The 16,107-nt window shown below is 51.4% G+C and carries 15 protein-coding genes and 1 riboswitch; of the genes, 6 read left to right on the top strand and 9 right to left on the bottom strand.

What is annotated here, in order from left to right; genetic code table 11:
- Window positions 1–381 precede the first annotated feature (381 nt).
- Window positions 382–1,245: a glutamate racemase gene (murI, locus tag DRI82_RS15130; protein WP_114194746.1), complete on the bottom strand. Its 864-nt coding sequence runs from the start codon at window positions 1,243–1,245 to the stop codon at window positions 382–384.
- Window positions 1,190–3,067, bottom strand: a complete 1,878-nt coding sequence (btuB, locus tag DRI82_RS15135; protein ID WP_114194747.1) for a TonB-dependent vitamin B12 receptor BtuB — start codon at window positions 3,065–3,067, stop codon at window positions 1,190–1,192. Before btuB ends, murI begins: the two co-directional genes overlap by 56 nt.
- A 71-nt stretch (window positions 3,068–3,138) precedes the next feature.
- A riboswitch (cobalamin riboswitch) is annotated at window positions 3,139–3,348 on the bottom strand.
- Window positions 3,349–3,480: 132 nt separating this feature from the next.
- Between btuB and trmA the strand changes: the two genes are divergently transcribed.
- A complete protein-coding gene (gene trmA / locus DRI82_RS15140; protein WP_114194748.1) occupies window positions 3,481–4,584 on the top strand; it encodes a tRNA (uridine(54)-C5)-methyltransferase TrmA in 1,104 nt (367 codons plus the stop codon).
- Between the two features lie 127 nt (window positions 4,585–4,711).
- Here trmA and DRI82_RS15145 read toward each other — a convergent pair whose 3' ends face one another.
- Window positions 4,712–5,077, bottom strand: coding sequence for a YijD family membrane protein (locus tag DRI82_RS15145; protein ID WP_114194749.1), 366 nt, complete (start codon window positions 5,075–5,077; stop codon window positions 4,712–4,714).
- A 52-nt stretch (window positions 5,078–5,129) separates the two neighbouring features.
- Complete coding sequence (gene fabR / locus DRI82_RS15150; protein WP_170138720.1) at window positions 5,130–5,762, bottom strand: HTH-type transcriptional repressor FabR; 633 nt, start codon at window positions 5,760–5,762, stop codon at window positions 5,130–5,132.
- Between the two features lie 214 nt (window positions 5,763–5,976).
- On the opposite strand from fabR, the gene sthA reads away from it, so the two are divergent.
- Entirely contained in the window at window positions 5,977–7,377 is a 1,401-nt protein-coding gene (gene sthA, locus DRI82_RS15155; RefSeq protein ID WP_114194751.1) for a Si-specific NAD(P)(+) transhydrogenase, read from the top strand.
- Here sthA and oxyR read toward each other — a convergent pair.
- Window positions 7,360–8,277 carry a DNA-binding transcriptional regulator OxyR gene (gene oxyR, locus DRI82_RS15160; protein WP_114194752.1) on the bottom strand — a complete coding sequence of 306 codons (918 nt, stop codon included), beginning with the start codon at window positions 8,275–8,277 and terminating at the stop codon, window positions 7,360–7,362. The two genes, sthA and oxyR, sit on opposite strands and share 18 nt — an antisense overlap.
- 146 nt (window positions 8,278–8,423) lie before the next feature.
- Here oxyR and DRI82_RS15165 point away from each other — a divergent pair, with 146 nt between their 5' ends.
- From DRI82_RS15165 to DRI82_RS15180, 4 genes are all read left to right on the top strand, one after another.
- Window positions 8,424–9,155, top strand: a complete 732-nt coding sequence (locus DRI82_RS15165; protein ID WP_114194753.1) for a glutathione peroxidase — start codon at window positions 8,424–8,426, stop codon at window positions 9,153–9,155.
- 73 nt (window positions 9,156–9,228) lie between these two features.
- Window positions 9,229–10,677: a dihydrolipoyl dehydrogenase gene (locus tag DRI82_RS15170; RefSeq protein WP_114194754.1), complete on the top strand. Its 1,449-nt coding sequence runs from the start codon at window positions 9,229–9,231 to the stop codon at window positions 10,675–10,677.
- A 154-nt stretch (window positions 10,678–10,831) separates the two neighbouring features.
- Window positions 10,832–10,975, top strand: a complete 144-nt coding sequence (locus tag DRI82_RS24355; protein ID WP_245956858.1) for a hypothetical protein — start codon at window positions 10,832–10,834, stop codon at window positions 10,973–10,975.
- A gap of 106 nt (window positions 10,976–11,081) precedes the next feature.
- Complete coding sequence (locus DRI82_RS15180) at window positions 11,082–11,408, top strand: type II toxin-antitoxin system HicB family antitoxin (RefSeq protein WP_114194755.1); 327 nt, start codon at window positions 11,082–11,084, stop codon at window positions 11,406–11,408.
- A 40-nt stretch (window positions 11,409–11,448) separates the two neighbouring features.
- Here the strand turns inward: DRI82_RS15180 and argH are convergent, their stop codons facing one another.
- The 4 genes from argH to argC all read right to left on the bottom strand — a co-directional run bounded on the left by argH (window position 11,449) and on the right by argC (window position 16,022).
- Window positions 11,449–12,822 (bottom strand): argininosuccinate lyase, encoded by a 1,374-nt coding sequence (gene argH, locus DRI82_RS15185; RefSeq protein ID WP_114194756.1) that lies wholly within the window; start codon window positions 12,820–12,822, stop codon window positions 11,449–11,451.
- Between the two features lie 100 nt (window positions 12,823–12,922).
- Window positions 12,923–14,146, bottom strand: a complete 1,224-nt coding sequence (locus DRI82_RS15190; RefSeq protein ID WP_114194757.1) for an argininosuccinate synthase — start codon at window positions 14,144–14,146, stop codon at window positions 12,923–12,925.
- A gap of 45 nt (window positions 14,147–14,191) precedes the next feature.
- Window positions 14,192–14,965 (bottom strand): acetylglutamate kinase, encoded by a 774-nt coding sequence (gene argB / locus DRI82_RS15195; RefSeq protein ID WP_114194758.1) that lies wholly within the window; start codon window positions 14,963–14,965, stop codon window positions 14,192–14,194.
- A 52-nt stretch (window positions 14,966–15,017) separates the two neighbouring features.
- On the bottom strand, window positions 15,018–16,022 hold the full coding sequence (gene argC / locus DRI82_RS15200) for an N-acetyl-gamma-glutamyl-phosphate reductase (RefSeq protein WP_114194759.1): 1,005 nt from the start codon (window positions 16,020–16,022) through the stop codon (window positions 15,018–15,020).
- Window positions 16,023–16,107: the final 85 nt, after the last annotated feature.

Here is a 16,107-nt window from a genome sequence, read left to right on the forward strand (position 1 = left end):
TACTGCTTTGGTCACTCTTCAAGACTTGTTATCTTTTGTCCGTCTTTCGACGGTGGATATTGTCTTGTGAGTGCCCACACAGATTGTCTGATAAATTGTTAAAGAGCGTTCGTTACGTTTTTTGCAGGACACGTGGTGTCAACGGCAAAACCCGGTAACGCGGGAGGCAGATAATACGCTTTCCCGCCGAAGAGTCAAGCATTTTTCTTTTAAAAGAAACAGTGTTTTCACTGGCTTATCCCTTCCTGGCTGGGCGACTTGGTCTCGCTGGAGGAGTCGTTGTTCCCGGTCAGTGGAGGCGCATTATAGGGAGTTCTTGTCAGCCTGCAACCCCTAATTTCAAAAAACTTTTCAAGCGCTGAATCTTTAGCCAAAGCGACGTTAAATTGGCAGTTTTTTCAGCGAAGTGAAACCATAACTCTGCAAAACGGGCAATAAAGCAGCAGTATCAGCATTAAAGTCCATACAGTACGCAATGTTCTCTTCTTGCGAGGAGATCAAATTTGTCTGGGAAGAAATAAGCCATACCGTGCGACGGGCGATAGCTGCACCGGAATCCACCAGCCGCGTACCGTCTGGCAATACTTGAACCAATTCATCTGCAAGTAAAGGAAAGTGAGTACACCCGAGCACCACGGTATCCGGCGGTTCTGGCATCTTTAGCCAGGGACGCAGGATTTTCTGCAATGCAGGAAGGGATACTGGCTCGCCATGTAACTTGGCCTCAGCAATTTCGACCAACTCAGACGACCCCAGCATCAATATCTGGCAGTCTGTCGCGAAACGGGCAACAAGATCGAGGGTATAAGGTCGCTTGACCGTTGCACGGGTGGCCAAAAGCCCGACCACACCGTTACGGGTCAGTTTGGCGGCAGGTTTTATCGCAGGAACCACGCCGACAACCGGGCAGTTAAAACGTTGGCGCAATGCAGGAAGAGAAACCGTGCTCGCAGTATTGCAGGCAATAACAATAATCGCCAATGCGTGGCGTTGCTGGACGGCACTGACAATATCAACGACGCGCTCCACGATGAACTCTTCCGTTTTCTCACCGTAAGGGAACGCAACGTTATCGAAAGCATATATATAGTGCAGATCCGGCAAAAGCAGCCGGATCTCATTGTAGACAGACAGTCCGCCCACGCCGGAATCAAAAACCAACACCGTCGGGCGCACAATCATGGTGGTGTTAGAAGGTATAGCTTCCAGTGAGGTAGTATTCTCTTCCTGGAGTAACGTAGCCATATGCCGTCTCATAATCTTTATCAAACAGGTTGGCAATTCTACCACGAACTGTCAGATGTGATGTGACAGGATATGAAACAGCGAGATCCCATAAGCTGACGCCGCCAAGTTTTACTCTCTGTTCAGGATAGGTGCTGTAATCGTTGTCAAAACGCTCACCCAGATATTGGTAAGTGACCGCCCAATCAAAGTCATACAGTTGCCAATCCAATTCATATTTAACCTGTTGTTTAGCGCGACGCAGCAACACTTCGTTGGTCTTGGAATTGCGTGGATCAACGTAGTCGTAACCGATTTGATGGGTCAGCGGGCCGGTCTCAAAGGACGCTGTCGCTTCAACACCTTTAATTGTCGCGTCACCAATGTTGTAAAAGCGATAAGTCACCGGCTCACTATCAATCAGGTTACTGATATCATTACGATAGCCGGATATACGCCAGGTCACTGAACCTGTTAGCCCCTCGAAGCCCCCTTCCCACTGCTTGCTCTCTTCCGGTTTCAGATCGTCGTTGCCGTAAAAATCGCTGTAGAGCTGGTTCATGTTAGGCGCTTTGAATGCCGTGCCGTAAGAAGCCACGAAACGATAGCCTTCCACAAACTCCCACGCCGCGCTGGTCTGCCAGGTGCCATGCCAGCCGAACTCGGAATTTTCATCGCCACGCACCGCGCCTTCCAGTGTTACCGGCCCAAACAACTGTTGGCCAGTCAGGTAAAGTCCCGTATTGCGCTGGGTGGTTTCGGTACTGACCGAAGCTGTGTCCGGCTGAATTTTTTGTTCCTGCCAATCCGCGCCTGCACTGACAGTTCCATGTGCAACCTGGAAAGTATTTCCCCATTGCAGGTTATATTGCTCAGAATCATCCAGACGGGCGGAATCGGCATACCTACCCTGGCGGGGATCGTAGTTGTAATCCTTGCTGTGACTGTAGCTGCCAATCAATTGCGTGGCATAAATCCCGTCTTGATAACGCAACCCGGTATCCCAGGTCTGACTATACAGCTGGCGCGTATCCACGAGTGGGCTGGTTGGGGAACTGTAATAACCATCGTAATCCGTACGATTATCATAGCCATAACCACGCACAAATCCGCTGAACTCGTTTGAGAACTGATGATCAACAGCGCCATACAGCGACTTACTCATAAAACCATCGCGATCCTGCTGGCTTTCCAGACCGGTACTGCCATAGGCAACCACATCATACCCTTTGGTATAGGTGTAGTTACCCGCCAGTGTCGCAACGGTACTGTCACCCAATTGCTGTTGGGTTGAACCGTCATATTCCTGATAGCCATTGGATCCCATGCCCGCTGAGAGCGTAGTGCCGTTCTTCTCGCGGGTGGTGATAATGTTCACTACACCGCCAATCGCATCAGAACCATAAACGGCTGAACGCGGCCCACGGATATATTCGATTCTCTGCACCAGTGAAATCGGGATCTGACTGAGATCGGAAGAGCCGCTGACGCCGGCCTGATTGAGGCGAATACCGTCGATCAGTATCAGCACATGACTGGAGTTCGTACCACGGATAAACAGCGAGCTTTTCTGCCCCAAGCCACCGTTGCGCGCAATGTCCACACCCGGTAAACGCCGCATCACATCATCCAGGTTTTTTGACTGCCAACGGTCGATATCATTGCGGGTAACGACGCTGGCCGGTGCCAATACGGATGAAACGGGTTGAGGGAAACGGTTAGCGGTAACCACCAGGGTATCGCTGCTCTTGTCCATGCTGGTAGTACTGGCGTTGTCTTGTGCCCAGCCAGAAAATGCCGTGACAGAAAGCACTGTCAGCAGCGTATGTTTTTTAATTGTCATGAGAAAGCATCCAAACTTAATTGGCAGGATGCCGCAGGAAATCACAACCGATAACTCGCGACGGCTCTGAATATTGCGACGTAATACCGGCAGGTTTTCGGACTTGGGATTGCTGATTATTTCCTGAAGAAAATACGCACCCGGCGATGACTTCCCATTCTCTGAAGAACAGTGTCTGCTTTTGGCACTCGCCTTGACTTCCCCTTACCGCTGCGCGTCAGTTCCGGATTTACACCGGATTCCCTTTTAACTCATGGTTTGAGGCCGGATCGTAATGCTACGATCAATGTAAATAGATGTCTAGACTTCCATTGGTGTTACAAATAATAAACGCAACAAAACTGGACTTCATTCAGGCTTTCCCTACAATTCCCGCCATTACACCGATTAACGACAGCCAGACGAGAGTAACCATGACGCCAGATACCCTGCCCATTGAACACTATGACGAACAACTGGCGGAAAAGAGTGCCCGCCTGGCGGCATTAATGGCGCCGTTCAGTGCGCCAGAAGCAGAAGTGTTCCAATCACCACGTAGCCACTATCGTATGCGGGCGGAGTTTCGCGTCTGGCATGATGAGGGCGATCTTTACTACATCATGTTTGACCAGCAGACCAAGCAGCGCATCCGTGTCGATCAATTCCCGGCGGCCAGTGAATTAATCAACCAGTTGATGCCCGTACTGCTTGAAGCGATCAAACTGCAACCAGAGTTACGCCGCAAGCTGTTCCAAATCGACTTTTTGTCGACCCGCAACGGCAAGATCGTCACCTCACTGCTCTATCACCGCAAAATCGATGAGGAATGGCGTCAGCACGCCGTGAGCTTGCGGGATGCTTTGCGCCAGCAAGGTTTTGATTTGCAACTGATTGGACGCGCCGTGAAGATCAAAATCATGCTCGATCATGACTACGTTGATGAGTGTCTGCCGGTTGCGGGCCAGGACATGATTTATCGTCAGGTTGAGAATAGTTTTACCCAGCCCAATGCGGAAATGAATATTCACATGCTCGAATGGGCGCTGGATGTCACTCAAGGTTCCCAGGGTGATTTACTGGAGCTTTATTGCGGTAACGGTAATTTTTCATTGGCGTTGGCGCGCAATTTCAACCGGGTGCTGGCAACGGAAATCGCCAAACCTTCAGTGGCCGCGGCGCAATACAATATTGCCGCCAATCACATTGATAATGTGCAGATCATTCGCATGGCCGCAGAGGACTTCACCCAAGCCATGCTGGGCGTTCGTGAATTTCGGCGATTGAAGGATATTGATCTGACGAACTATCAGTGCGAAACGATTTTTGTCGATCCGCCGCGCAGCGGGCTGGATGATGAAACGGTCAAAATGGTACAGGCCTATCCGCGTATTCTCTATATTTCCTGTAATCCGGAAACCTTATGCGCGAACCTCGCAACATTGAGTCAGACGCATAGTATTCAGCGCTTGGCGCTCTTCGATCAATTCCCATACACCCACCATATGGAGTGTGGCGTATTGCTGGAAAAACGCGGTTAGTCGAAATGCATCAATAGTCGAGATACGCAGTTACGCGCAATGTTAAAAGGGTAACGGTGTGAATAGACCGGTCACATGGGTAACACTTTAGACCGGTCTATACAGTGAGTTGCCCTTATGCATGAAATCAGTTCTCTGCGTTCAGCACTTTACGGTTTTTCAGTTTGACGCCAATCCAGAATACCAACACCACACTAATGATGGATGGCAGGAAGTTAGAGCCAATCTGCGGATATTCAGCCCGGACAATCGCGCTATACAACAATAATCCCAGTAAGAAGCACGCTGAAGCCAGTTTTGGCATTCCATCAGGCATCGCACAATTCAGGTAACGCTGGTGCAGGCAGTAAACAGCCAGTACCAGTGCGATAAACGGGAAAACCGAGAATGGCACCACCGAACTGAACAGCGCAGCAAAAGTACCATTAATGGATAAACCAGCAATGAGTGCCAGCAACAGGGTTCCGTTTTCACGGCGAGGTTGTTCTGTCATCTTTCTTACCTATTTATACTGATCTGTTATTTACCTGGTTTTGCCTGGCGGTTCATGATTGAGAAACAGCCAGCCTTTCCTGTTCGCGACGATACCAATAGTAAGCCCCTTTGGAAATCATCCGCAGTTGCAATACTAACCGTTCTTCAAGCCGCCGACGTTGGTCAAGGTCAACATCCAGCGCTTCAGCACCTGCATTGAACACAATAATGACCATCGCCTCTGCCTGCGCTTCTGTGAAACTGCGCGGCATATGGTTTTCAATTTCCAGATAGTCGGCAAGTTCCGCAATAAAATGCTGGATCTCCCGGGCAACAGCAGCACGGAACGCAGCAGAAGTACCGGAACGTTCACGCAAAAGAAGACGGAAGGCGTTGGGATTATTACCGATGAACTCCATGAACGTCGAGACAGAGGTGCGGATAACGCTCCCCCCTTTGGCGATTCGCTGGCGAGCCTGACGCATAAGTTGCCGCAGCATCAAGCCGCTTTCATCCACCATCGTCAGGCCCAACTCATCTACATCACGAAAATGGCGATAAAAAGAGGTCGGCGCGATCCCAGCTTCCCGCGAAACTTCACGTAGGCTAAGGCTGGCGAAACTGCGTTCGGCACTTAGCTGGCTAAACGCCGCTTCTATTAAAGAGCGACGCGTGCGTTCTTTTTGTTGCGCTCTTACGCCCATAACCCTGTCCAGATAATGTTCCGTCTTAATGAATCACATTGGTTTGAACACTATACCAAACTTTAGGACGACAGCCTTTATACAAACGAGAAACAGCGGCGCAAGTTATGAAACAACGCCCATAAACACCACAAAAAGCCTAAGGCTGATTGGGATATCAGGACTATGATGTTACAATCTAGTTGTTATTTTGTATAAAAATAGGCCCCCCTACATGCAACAGCATTTCCATTTTGATGCCATCGTTATCGGCTCGGGTCCTGGCGGTGAAGGTGCCGCGATGGGCCTGGTAAAACAGGGCGCCCGCGTTGCGGTGATAGAACGCTACAATAGCGTGGGTGGCGGATGTACCCATTGGGGAACCATCCCGTCCAAAGCGCTGCGCCATGCTGTCAGTCGTATTATCGAATTCAACCAGAATCCGCTCTACAGCGATAACTCCCGCACCATGAGCTCTACATTCCCCGATATTCTTCGCCATGCTGACTCCGTCATTAACCAGCAAATCCGTATGCGCCAGGGTTTCTATGAACGTAATCAGTGCCAACTTTTTTCGGGTAATGCGAGCTTTGTTGATGCCAACACCCTCAGCGTGCGCTATCCCGACGGTACGCAAGATTTGCTGAGCGCCAAGAATATCGTGATTGCCTGCGGCTCGCGCCCGTATCACCCCGCTGATGTTGATTTCACGCATCCACGCATTTATGACAGCGACTCGATTCTTGAACTGAGCCACGAACCGCGCCATGTCATCATCTATGGTGCTGGCGTTATCGGCTGTGAATATGCCTCGATTTTCCGTGGACTGAGCGTCAAAGTCGATTTGATTAATACCCGCGACCGTTTGCTCGCTTTCCTCGATCAGGAAATGTCAGATGCCCTCTCTTACCACTTCTGGAATAACGGCGTCGTTATCCGCCACAACGAAGAGTTCGAGCAGATTGAGGGCGTGGAAGACGGGGTGATTGTTCATCTGAAATCGGGCAAGAAAGTGAAAGCAGATTGCCTGCTTTATGCCAATGGCCGAACCGGGAACACGGAAGGAATGGGGCTGGAAAAAATCAACCTGCATGCCGACAGCCGTGGTTTGCTGAAAGTTAACAGTATGTATCAAACCGCGCTGTCACATATTTACGCGGTAGGCGACGTGATTGGTTACCCGAGCCTGGCTTCCGCTGCCTATGATCAAGGCCGTATCGCAGCACAGGCGATGATTCAGGGTGAAGCAAAAGTCCATTTGATTGAAAACATTCCAACCGGGATCTACACCATTCCAGAAATCAGCTCCGTGGGTAAAACCGAGCAGGAACTGACGGCGATGAAAGTCCCTTACGAAGTTGGCCGCGCTCAGTTCAAGCATCTGGCACGGGCGCAAATCGCAGGTATGAGCGTCGGCAGTCTCAAGTTGTTGTTCCATCGCGAAACGAAAGAGATCCTGGGCATTCACTGTTTTGGTGAACGCGCTGCGGAGATCATTCATATCGGTCAGGCAATTATGGAACAGAAAGGGGAAGGCAATACTATCGAATATTTCGTTAATACCACCTTCAACTACCCCACCATGGCAGAAGCCTATCGGGTTGCCGCACTAAACGGTTTAAACCGCCTCTTTTAGCGGTGCATCCATATAGTTCTGCATGTGTTCTTTAATCGATTCTGCCAGTTGCTCATAGCGGCCACGCAGTGGGGAGCCGGGGCGATACACCAACGCAATGGTGCGCTTCGGCTCTGGTTTGAAGCATTTCAGATAACTCACGCCATCGCGTTTGCGTACGTTTGGCACCGCCAGCGACGGCAACAGGGTGATACCGCTGCCTGCCGCTACCATATTGCGCAATGTCTCAAGACTGGTAGCCCGGAAATGCGTATCTTCATCCGCTCCCGCCTGGAAACAGAAGCCCAAGGCCTGATCGCGCAGACAATGCCCGTCTTCCAGCATCAGCAATTTCTCACCCGACAGTTCGGCCATCGCAACTTGCTCACGGTCGGCCCACGGGTGGCCGTTGTAGACGGCCAATTGCATCGGCTCATCAAATAACGGTACTTCGATAAATGCCTGGGTCTCTTTAACCAACGCCAGAATGGCACAATCCAGCTTACCGCTATCAAGCTGCGCCAAGAGTTGCTGAGTCTGGGCCTCATGCAAATACATCTCCAGTTTAGGAAATGTTTCATGAAGCATAGGGATAATGTGCGGTAACAGATATGGCCCAACGGTGGGAATAAGCCCGATGTGCAAGGGCCCGGCCATGGTTTCACCCTGCTGGCTGGCCATCTCTTTCAGAACTTTAACTTCGCGCAGCACGGTACGAGCCTGATCGACCAACAGTAACCCGGCTTGGGTAAACAACACTTTACGGCTGGTACGTTCGAGCAGCATCACACCCAACTCATCTTCCAGTTTGCGGATCTGGCCGCTCAAGGTGGGCTGGCTGACGTGGCAGGAATCCGCGGCACGACGGAAATGGCGATGCTCCGCCAAGGCAACCAAATACTCTAAATCACGAATGTTCATTTTTCCTCCGACCCATGATAGCTCATGGCAATGAATAAGATAGCAATCAACGATTAGAACTATCAAGCCCAGAAGTGAATAATGTGCCCAACGAAACAAAATTGACTAAAGATTTATATTTAGCATTATTAATTAAGGAGTTATTCATGTTCTCAAATTTAGAAGGTAAACACGTCCCTCAAGTCACTTTCCACACTCGTCAAGGGGATAAGTGGGTCGACGTTACTACCGACGATCTGTTTAAAAACAAAACGGTTATCCTGTTTTCACTTCCCGGCGCATTTACGCCAACCTGTTCTTCCAGCCATTTGCCACGTTACAACGAACTGTCCAGCGTATTTAAATCCCACGGTGTTGATAGCATTCTGTGCGTTTCCGTCAATGATACTTTCGTGATGAATGCATGGAAAGCCGATCAACATGCTGAAAACATTACCTTCATTCCAGACGGTAACGGCGAATTCACCAAAGGCATGGAAATGCTGGTTGAAAAAGCTGACCTCGGTTTTGGTCCTCGTTCATGGCGTTACTCCATGCTGGTTCGCAACGGTGTGGTACAAAAAATGTTTATCGAGCCAAACAAACCTGGCGACCCGTTTGAAGTATCCGACGCAGACACCATGCTGAAATACCTGGCTCCGGATTTTAAAATTCAGGAATCTGTCTCCCTGTTTACCAAACCGGGTTGCCCGTTCTGCGCCAAAGCTAAACAGATGCTGCAAGAGCGCGGCATTCAGTATGAAGAAATCGTCCTCGGCAAAGACGCCACAACTGTCAGCCTGCGCGCTGTAACTGGCCGTGCGACGGTTCCACAAGTCTTTATCGGCGGTCGCCATATCGGTGGCAGCGACGATCTCGAAGCCTTATTTACTGCCTGATAATAACGAGAAGAAGCCAACGTGAACTTTGGCGGGCTTGAGCCCGCCTTTTTTTTAGCGTCAGGAGTAGCAAATGAAAGAATTACATGTGGATGTCGCGGTGATCGGTGGCGGAACGGCGGGATTAGGTGCCTTTCGCGCCGCAAAACTGTTAACGCCCAGCGTCGTGATGATCGAAGGCGGTCCTTATGGCACCACCTGCGCGCGCGTTGGCTGTATGCCCTCCAAATTATTGATTGCCGCAGCAGAAGCAGTTCATCAAATAGAACGGGCTCCCGGTTTTGGTATTCATCCGCAGGGTGAAATCCGCATCGATGGCCGTGAAGTCATGGCACGCGTGAAACGTGAGCGCGACCGTTTTGTCGGTTTTGTGCTGGAAGGGGTTGATAGCATCCCCGCCCATGACAAAATTTCCGGCTATGCCCGCTTTATTGATGACAATACGCTGCAGGTCGACGACCATACGCGCATTGTGGCGCAAAGAATCGTCATCGCAACCGGTTCACGTCCCTCCTGGCCCGCTGCCTGGAACGATTTGGGTGACCGTTTGATTATCAACGATGACGTTTTCAACTGGGACGATCTGCCGGAATCAGTGGCCATATTTGGGCCTGGCGTCATCGGCATCGAATTGGGTCAGGCACTGCATCGTCTCGGTGTCAGCGTGAAAATGTTTGGTGTGGGCGGTGCCATTGGTCCGTTGACTGACAACCGCGTCCGCGACTATGCCAGCAAAACGCTGGGAGAAGAGTTTTATCTTGATCCCAACGCGAAAGTAGAAATCATGCAGCGTGAAGGCGATAAAGTCTTTATCCGCTATCAGGACTTACAGGGCAAGCCGCAGGAAATCCTGGTGGATTACGTGCTGGCCGCCACGGGTCGCCGTCCGAATGTCGACAATTTGTCATTGGAAAATACCGCCCTGCAACGTGATGCGCGGGGCGTACCCATTGCCGATCGTCTGACCCTGCAGACCAGCGTGCCGCATATCTTTATTGCAGGTGATGCCAGCAACCAGTTGCCATTGCTGCATGAAGCCAGCGACCAGGCACGCATCGCTGGCAATAATGCCGGTGGCTATCCTGAAGTGACGCCAGGTCTGCGCCGGAGCCTCATTTCGGTCGTGTTCTCCGATCCTCAAATCGCCATGGTTGGCTCGACCTACCATGAACTGACGCAGAAATTCAGCGCCTGTGGCTGTTTTGATATTGGTGAAGTCTCTTTTGAGAATCAGGGGCGTTCGCGAGTCATGCTGCGCAACAAGGGCATACTGCGTGTCTATGGTGAGCAAGGAACGGGCAAGTTTCTTGGCGCTGAAATGATGGGCCCGGACGCAGAACACCTCGCACATTTATTGGCCTGGGCACATCAACAGCAAATGACGGTCGATCAAATGCTGGATATGCCGTTCTATCATCCGGTGATCGAAGAAGGTTTACGTACCGCGCTTCGCAATCTGCAAAGCAAACTGAAAATCGGTGATGCCGAAGCCGAGCGTTGCCAACGTTGTCCTGGCGATTAAACCGCTTCTTTTTGAGCCTCGATATTTTTGTCGAGGCACGCCGCTGAATTTTATCCCCTTGCTTGCTGACTCTTCTCATTTCGATCACTGTGCCGATGATTTCAATAATCCGACTTGAAATGATATCAATAGTGGTACTATTATTGGAGTGACAATGCAGGATATTGCGCAGCGGATAAACAAACTGAGAATTAATCCCGCAGGGGTGAAATTTAACGATCTGGTAAAGGTTTGCTCGTTTTTATTTGGTAAAGCCCGTCAGGATGCCACCAGCCATAAAGTTTACGCGACGCCTTGACTGGGTGATCCGAGGATTAACATACAGCGAGGAAAAAATGGAATGGCGAAAATTTACCAGGTCAAACAAGTCATTGCAGCAATAGACAAACTGGAGCGCATGGAGAATGAGTAATACTGACCACTACACTTATCGGATTACCTGGTCCGCGGAGGATCAGGAGTTTGTCGGCTTATGTGCTGAATTTCCAGCGCTTTCCTGGCTCGATGCGTCAGCCGCAGCGGCGCTTGAAGGTGTTATCACTTTAGTCAGCAGTGTCGTAAGAGAAATGCTGGCGGTTGGAGAAATCCCCCCAATACCCATCGCAGAAAAAAACTTTAGTGGCAAATTAGTCCTTCGTATGCCGCCTGAGCAGCACCGACGACTTGCGACACTGGCGCTGGAAGAAGGAGTCAGCCTGAATCGTTATCTGTGCTCCCGACTGGCGGGGTAATGCGGATCGCGCAGGGCAATCCGCATTTCGTACTCATTCGTTAGCTCAAACGTTGTCTTGCATCGGCAATGGCTTGTGCAACCTGACGAGGTGACACCCCGCCTTTTGCTGCGCGTTTATCCAGGCAAGATTGCAGTGACAGAATCGGAAAGACGTCTTCACCAATCACGCTGCTGAACTTCTGCAACTCGGATAACGGCAATGCCTCCAGTGCCTTGCCCTGCGCAATCGCAGCAACCACCGCAGCACCAACAATATGATGAGCCTCGCGGAAAGGAATCCCCTTCGCCACCAGATAATCTGCCAATTCCGTCGAGTTGGCATACCCCTGCTCTGCCGCCTCTTTGCAGCGTGGACGTCTGATCTGAATACCGTCCAGCACCAGTGCAGCCATGTTCAGGCAGTCCATCCAGGTTTCCAGCGCATCAAATAACCCTTCTTTATCTTCCTGAATATCCTTGTTATAGGAGAGCGGCAGACCCTTCATGGTCATCATCATGCCGGTCAATGCACCTTGCACCCGACCGCTTTTACCGCGGATCAGCTCCAGTGCATCTGGGTTTTTCTTCTGTGGCATCAGGGAAGAGCCGGAGGTGACACGATCGGAGAGATCGACGAACCCGGCCTCACCGCTGTTAAAGAAAATCAGATCCTCAGCGAAGCGCGATAAATGCACCATGCTGATTGCGGCGTTTGATAGCAGTTCCAAGACATGATCGCGATCAGAGACGCTGTCCAGACTGTTGCGCGTGGCAGAGGCAAAACCCAGCCAACCCGCCAGTTGTTCACGATCAATCTCATACGCCGTACCTGCCAATGCGCCACAGCCCAGCGGACTGACATCCAGACGGGTCAGGGTATCGCGTAAACGACTTTCATCACGGGCCAGCATTTCAACATACGCCATGCACCAATGCGCGAAAGTCACCGGCTGTGCACGTTGCAGATGGGTATACCCCGGCATTACAGCATCCTGATTCGCTTCGGCGGTATCCACCAGCGCATGCTGCAAGCGTTGAATCGCCTCCAACAACTCGACCACCTGCACTTTGCACCACAGTTTGAGATCGGTTGCGACCTGATCGTTACGGCTGCGTCCGGTATGCAGTTTTTTACCCAGATCGCCGACTTTGTCGATCAGCTTTTGTTCGACCCAACTATGAATGTCTTCGGCATCGCTGCGCGCAATCGCTTCGGGATCGGCCTGAACCTCTTCCAGCAGAAACGTCAGCGCTTCCTGCAAACGTTGTTGTTCCTCAGCCGTTAATACGCCCACGGTGACCAGCGCCTTCGACCAGGCCACTGATCCGACAATGTCCTGCTCTGCCAGACGATAATCGAAACGCAATGAGTCGTTAAGTTGCTTGAAACGTTGATCTGCTGCCTGGGTAAACCGACCACCCCAAAGTGCCATAATTTTACTCCCTGATTCTGATACAAAGGGCACTGCATGCAGTGCCCTTCTCTTATACTTCTACGACTTCGACGCCATAGTTGCGGCGCCTATGAATATACTACTGATTATTCTTTTTCGCATTCAATGCACGGATACGTGAAGAGAGCGAGAACAGACGGATAAAGCCGCCCGCATGGCTGTGATCGTAAACTTCATCTTCGCCAAAGGTTGCAAACTCTTCTGAATACAGGCTGTTGGCCGAGGTTTTCTGAATCGCCGTTGCCTGGCCTTTATACAGTTTGATCACCACTTCGCCGTTCACTTCCTGCGCCAGGGCTTCTGCCGCAGCCTGAATGGACTGGCGCAGCGGTGCAAACCAGCGACCGTCGTACACGACATAGGACATTTCGTGGCCCAGTTGTTCACGCCATTTGAAGCTGTCGCGATCCAGAACCAGTTGCTCAACACCACGCAGCGCAGCCATCATGATGGTGCCTCCCGGGGTTTCATAGCAGCCACGGGATTTGATGCCCACCAGACGGTTTTCCACGATATCGATACGGCCAATGCCGTGTTTGACGCCAAAGCCGTTCAGCACATCCAGACACTGGTATGGGCTCAACGCTTTGCCATTAACGGAAACAACGCGGCCTTTTTCAACGCCAACGGTAACCAGTTCGGCTTCATCCGGCGCTTCTTCCGGGGAAACAGTCCAGGCCCAGCAATCTTTGTTTGCTGCGTTAGCCGGGCTTTCCAACACGCCGCCTTCGGTGGAGATATGCCAGGCATTCTCGTCACGGCTATAGATTTTTTCCAGGGATGCGGTGGTCGGGATGTTACGTTCTTTCAGATAATCCAACAGCGCTTCACGTGAACGCAGATTCCACTCACGCCAAGGCGCAACCACTTTGAGTTGCGGTGCCAGTGCGGTGTAGGTGGTTTCGAAACGCACCTGATCGTTCCCTTTGCCGGTTGCGCCATGGGCAACGGCATCTGCACCCACTTTCAATGCCAGCTCAACCTGCGCCTTGGCGATCAGGGGACGGGCCATTGACGTACCCAGCAGATAGCTGCCTTCATACAGTGCGCCGGTCTGCAATACGGGATATACATATTCGCTGATAAATTCTTCACGAAGATCAACCACATGGCACTCTGAAGCTCCGGTACGCAGCGCCTTTTGTTCGATGCCTTCCAGATCCGCACGTTCCTGGCCGATATCCGCCACGAATGCGATGACTTCGCAGTTGCCGTAGTTCTCTTTCAGCCACGGAATGATTGCCGAGGTATCGAGACCACCGGAGTACGCCAGAACGATTTTGCTGATGCCTTTAGTTTGCATGTTTATTTCCTTGAAACTTATTCAATAAGAACTTTAAAAATGGCGCTATGCCAGGATCCGCGTGCCAATTGCCACGCCATTAAACAGAGCCGGGAGTTGATCGGCGTGACGCCAACTGGCGATATCCACCGGGCGACCCAACGTGCGGGCTGCATCCAGCGCAGCATTCACTTTCACGACCATACCGTCGGTGATGATGCCCTGAGCGATCAACTCCTCGGCTTTTTGTGCTGTCATTTCAGCAATGCGCTGGCCTTTGCCGTCAAGAATACCGCTGACATCGGACAGCAGAATCAGATCGGCACCGAGAGTGGCGGCCAACGCCGTTGCAGCCTGATCGGCATTCACGTTCATCAGTTCACCATCAACAGTGATCCCGATGGAACTGACGATTGGCAGATAGCCTGCGCCCAGCAGCGTTTGCATCAACGCCGGGGAACCTGCCTCCGCCTTGCCTACGTGACCTAACTCTTCGGCAAGCTGAGTCACCTTAACCATTTCGCCATCGCCCAGACACAGGCCAACCGCGTTGATTTTCACTTTCGTTGCCCAGGCCAGCAGGGTTTTATTCGCAGTACCCGCCAGAGCACCGGTAATGACGTCGATTTGATCGGCAGGCGTCACACGCAGACCGGCTTTTTTCACCACCGGGAGCGAAAGTTGCTTCATTAACTCATCGACCAGGCAACCGCCGCCATGAACGATAATCAATGGGCGTTGATGTTGCTGCCGATAGGCCACCAGCGCCATGAAGAGACGCTCAAGCGCTTCTTCGCTGTCCAGTAACACGCCACCTAATTTAATAATTAATGGGTTCATAGATGTTTGCGCCTCAACCTGTTTTTTCTGAATTTAATATGTCTGAATAACATTACAGTAGTGATTGTGTTTCCGGGAAACCAAAGCGTAAATTCATGCACTGTACCGCCTGCGCCGCCGCACCTTTCAGCAGGTTATCTTCGGCTGCCACGATGATCAGGTGTTCGCCTTTCACCGCAAAGCCAATATCGCAGAACGGTAAACCCACCACCGCTTTCAATGCCGGAACGCCCTGTTTGTAAACTCGGACCAGCGGTTTGTCTTGATAAGCGTTGTGATAGGCTTCAGCGACATCCTGTGCCGTCACGCCCGCCTTCAGGCGGCAGGTGATGGTTGCCAGAATCCCACGGGGGAAGTTGCCGAGGTGCGGGGTAAAGATCACCGGGATCCCCAGATGCGCAGTTATTTCAGGATGGTGACGGTGATTGAACAGGCCGTAGGGTTGCAGGCTGACTTCACAGAAGCTGTTGCCCATGCTGGCCTTGCGACCGGCACCGCTGACGCCACTGGTGGCATCAATCACCGGCCATTGGTCGTTATTTAGCAATTGGTTTTCAACCAGGGGTTTCAGCGCCAGTTGTGATGCCGTTGGATAACATCCCGGTACGGCGATCAGTTTTGCCTCTTTGAGTTTTTCTGCCTGCCACTCTGCCAGACCATAGACCGCCTGCTCCAGCAAATCGGGGTGTTGATGGGTAAAACCGTAATATTCGTTGTAAAACTCAGGTTGGCTGACACGGAAGGCGCCAGAGAGATCGAACACGACACAACCCGCATCAAGGAACTGCGGTGCCAGGTCATGACTGACTTCATGGGCAGTCGCTAAAAAAACTACATCGACACCTTTTGCTGCTTCAGCCACATTTTTCAGCGGTAAAACAGGGAGATCGATAACACCCTTGAACTGCGGATGCAGATCGGAAAGCAATTTTCCTGCATCTGCACTTTGCGCTGAAACCGTTAAAGCGGTTATGTTCATGTGTGGGTGGCGATTCAGGTAGGCCGCAAGCTCCGCTCCGGCATAGCCGCTGGCACCAACAATCAGCGTATTCAACATGGGATCCGTTCACCTTCTTACTTTCTGTACTTACGTACTTAATACAGGTAACAGGGTTCACCAGCGTTGCTTCGCTGTTCACCCG

Source organism: Edaphovirga cremea, assembly GCF_003332275.1.
Taxonomy (GTDB): Bacteria; Pseudomonadota; Gammaproteobacteria; order Enterobacterales; family Enterobacteriaceae; genus Edaphovirga; species Edaphovirga cremea.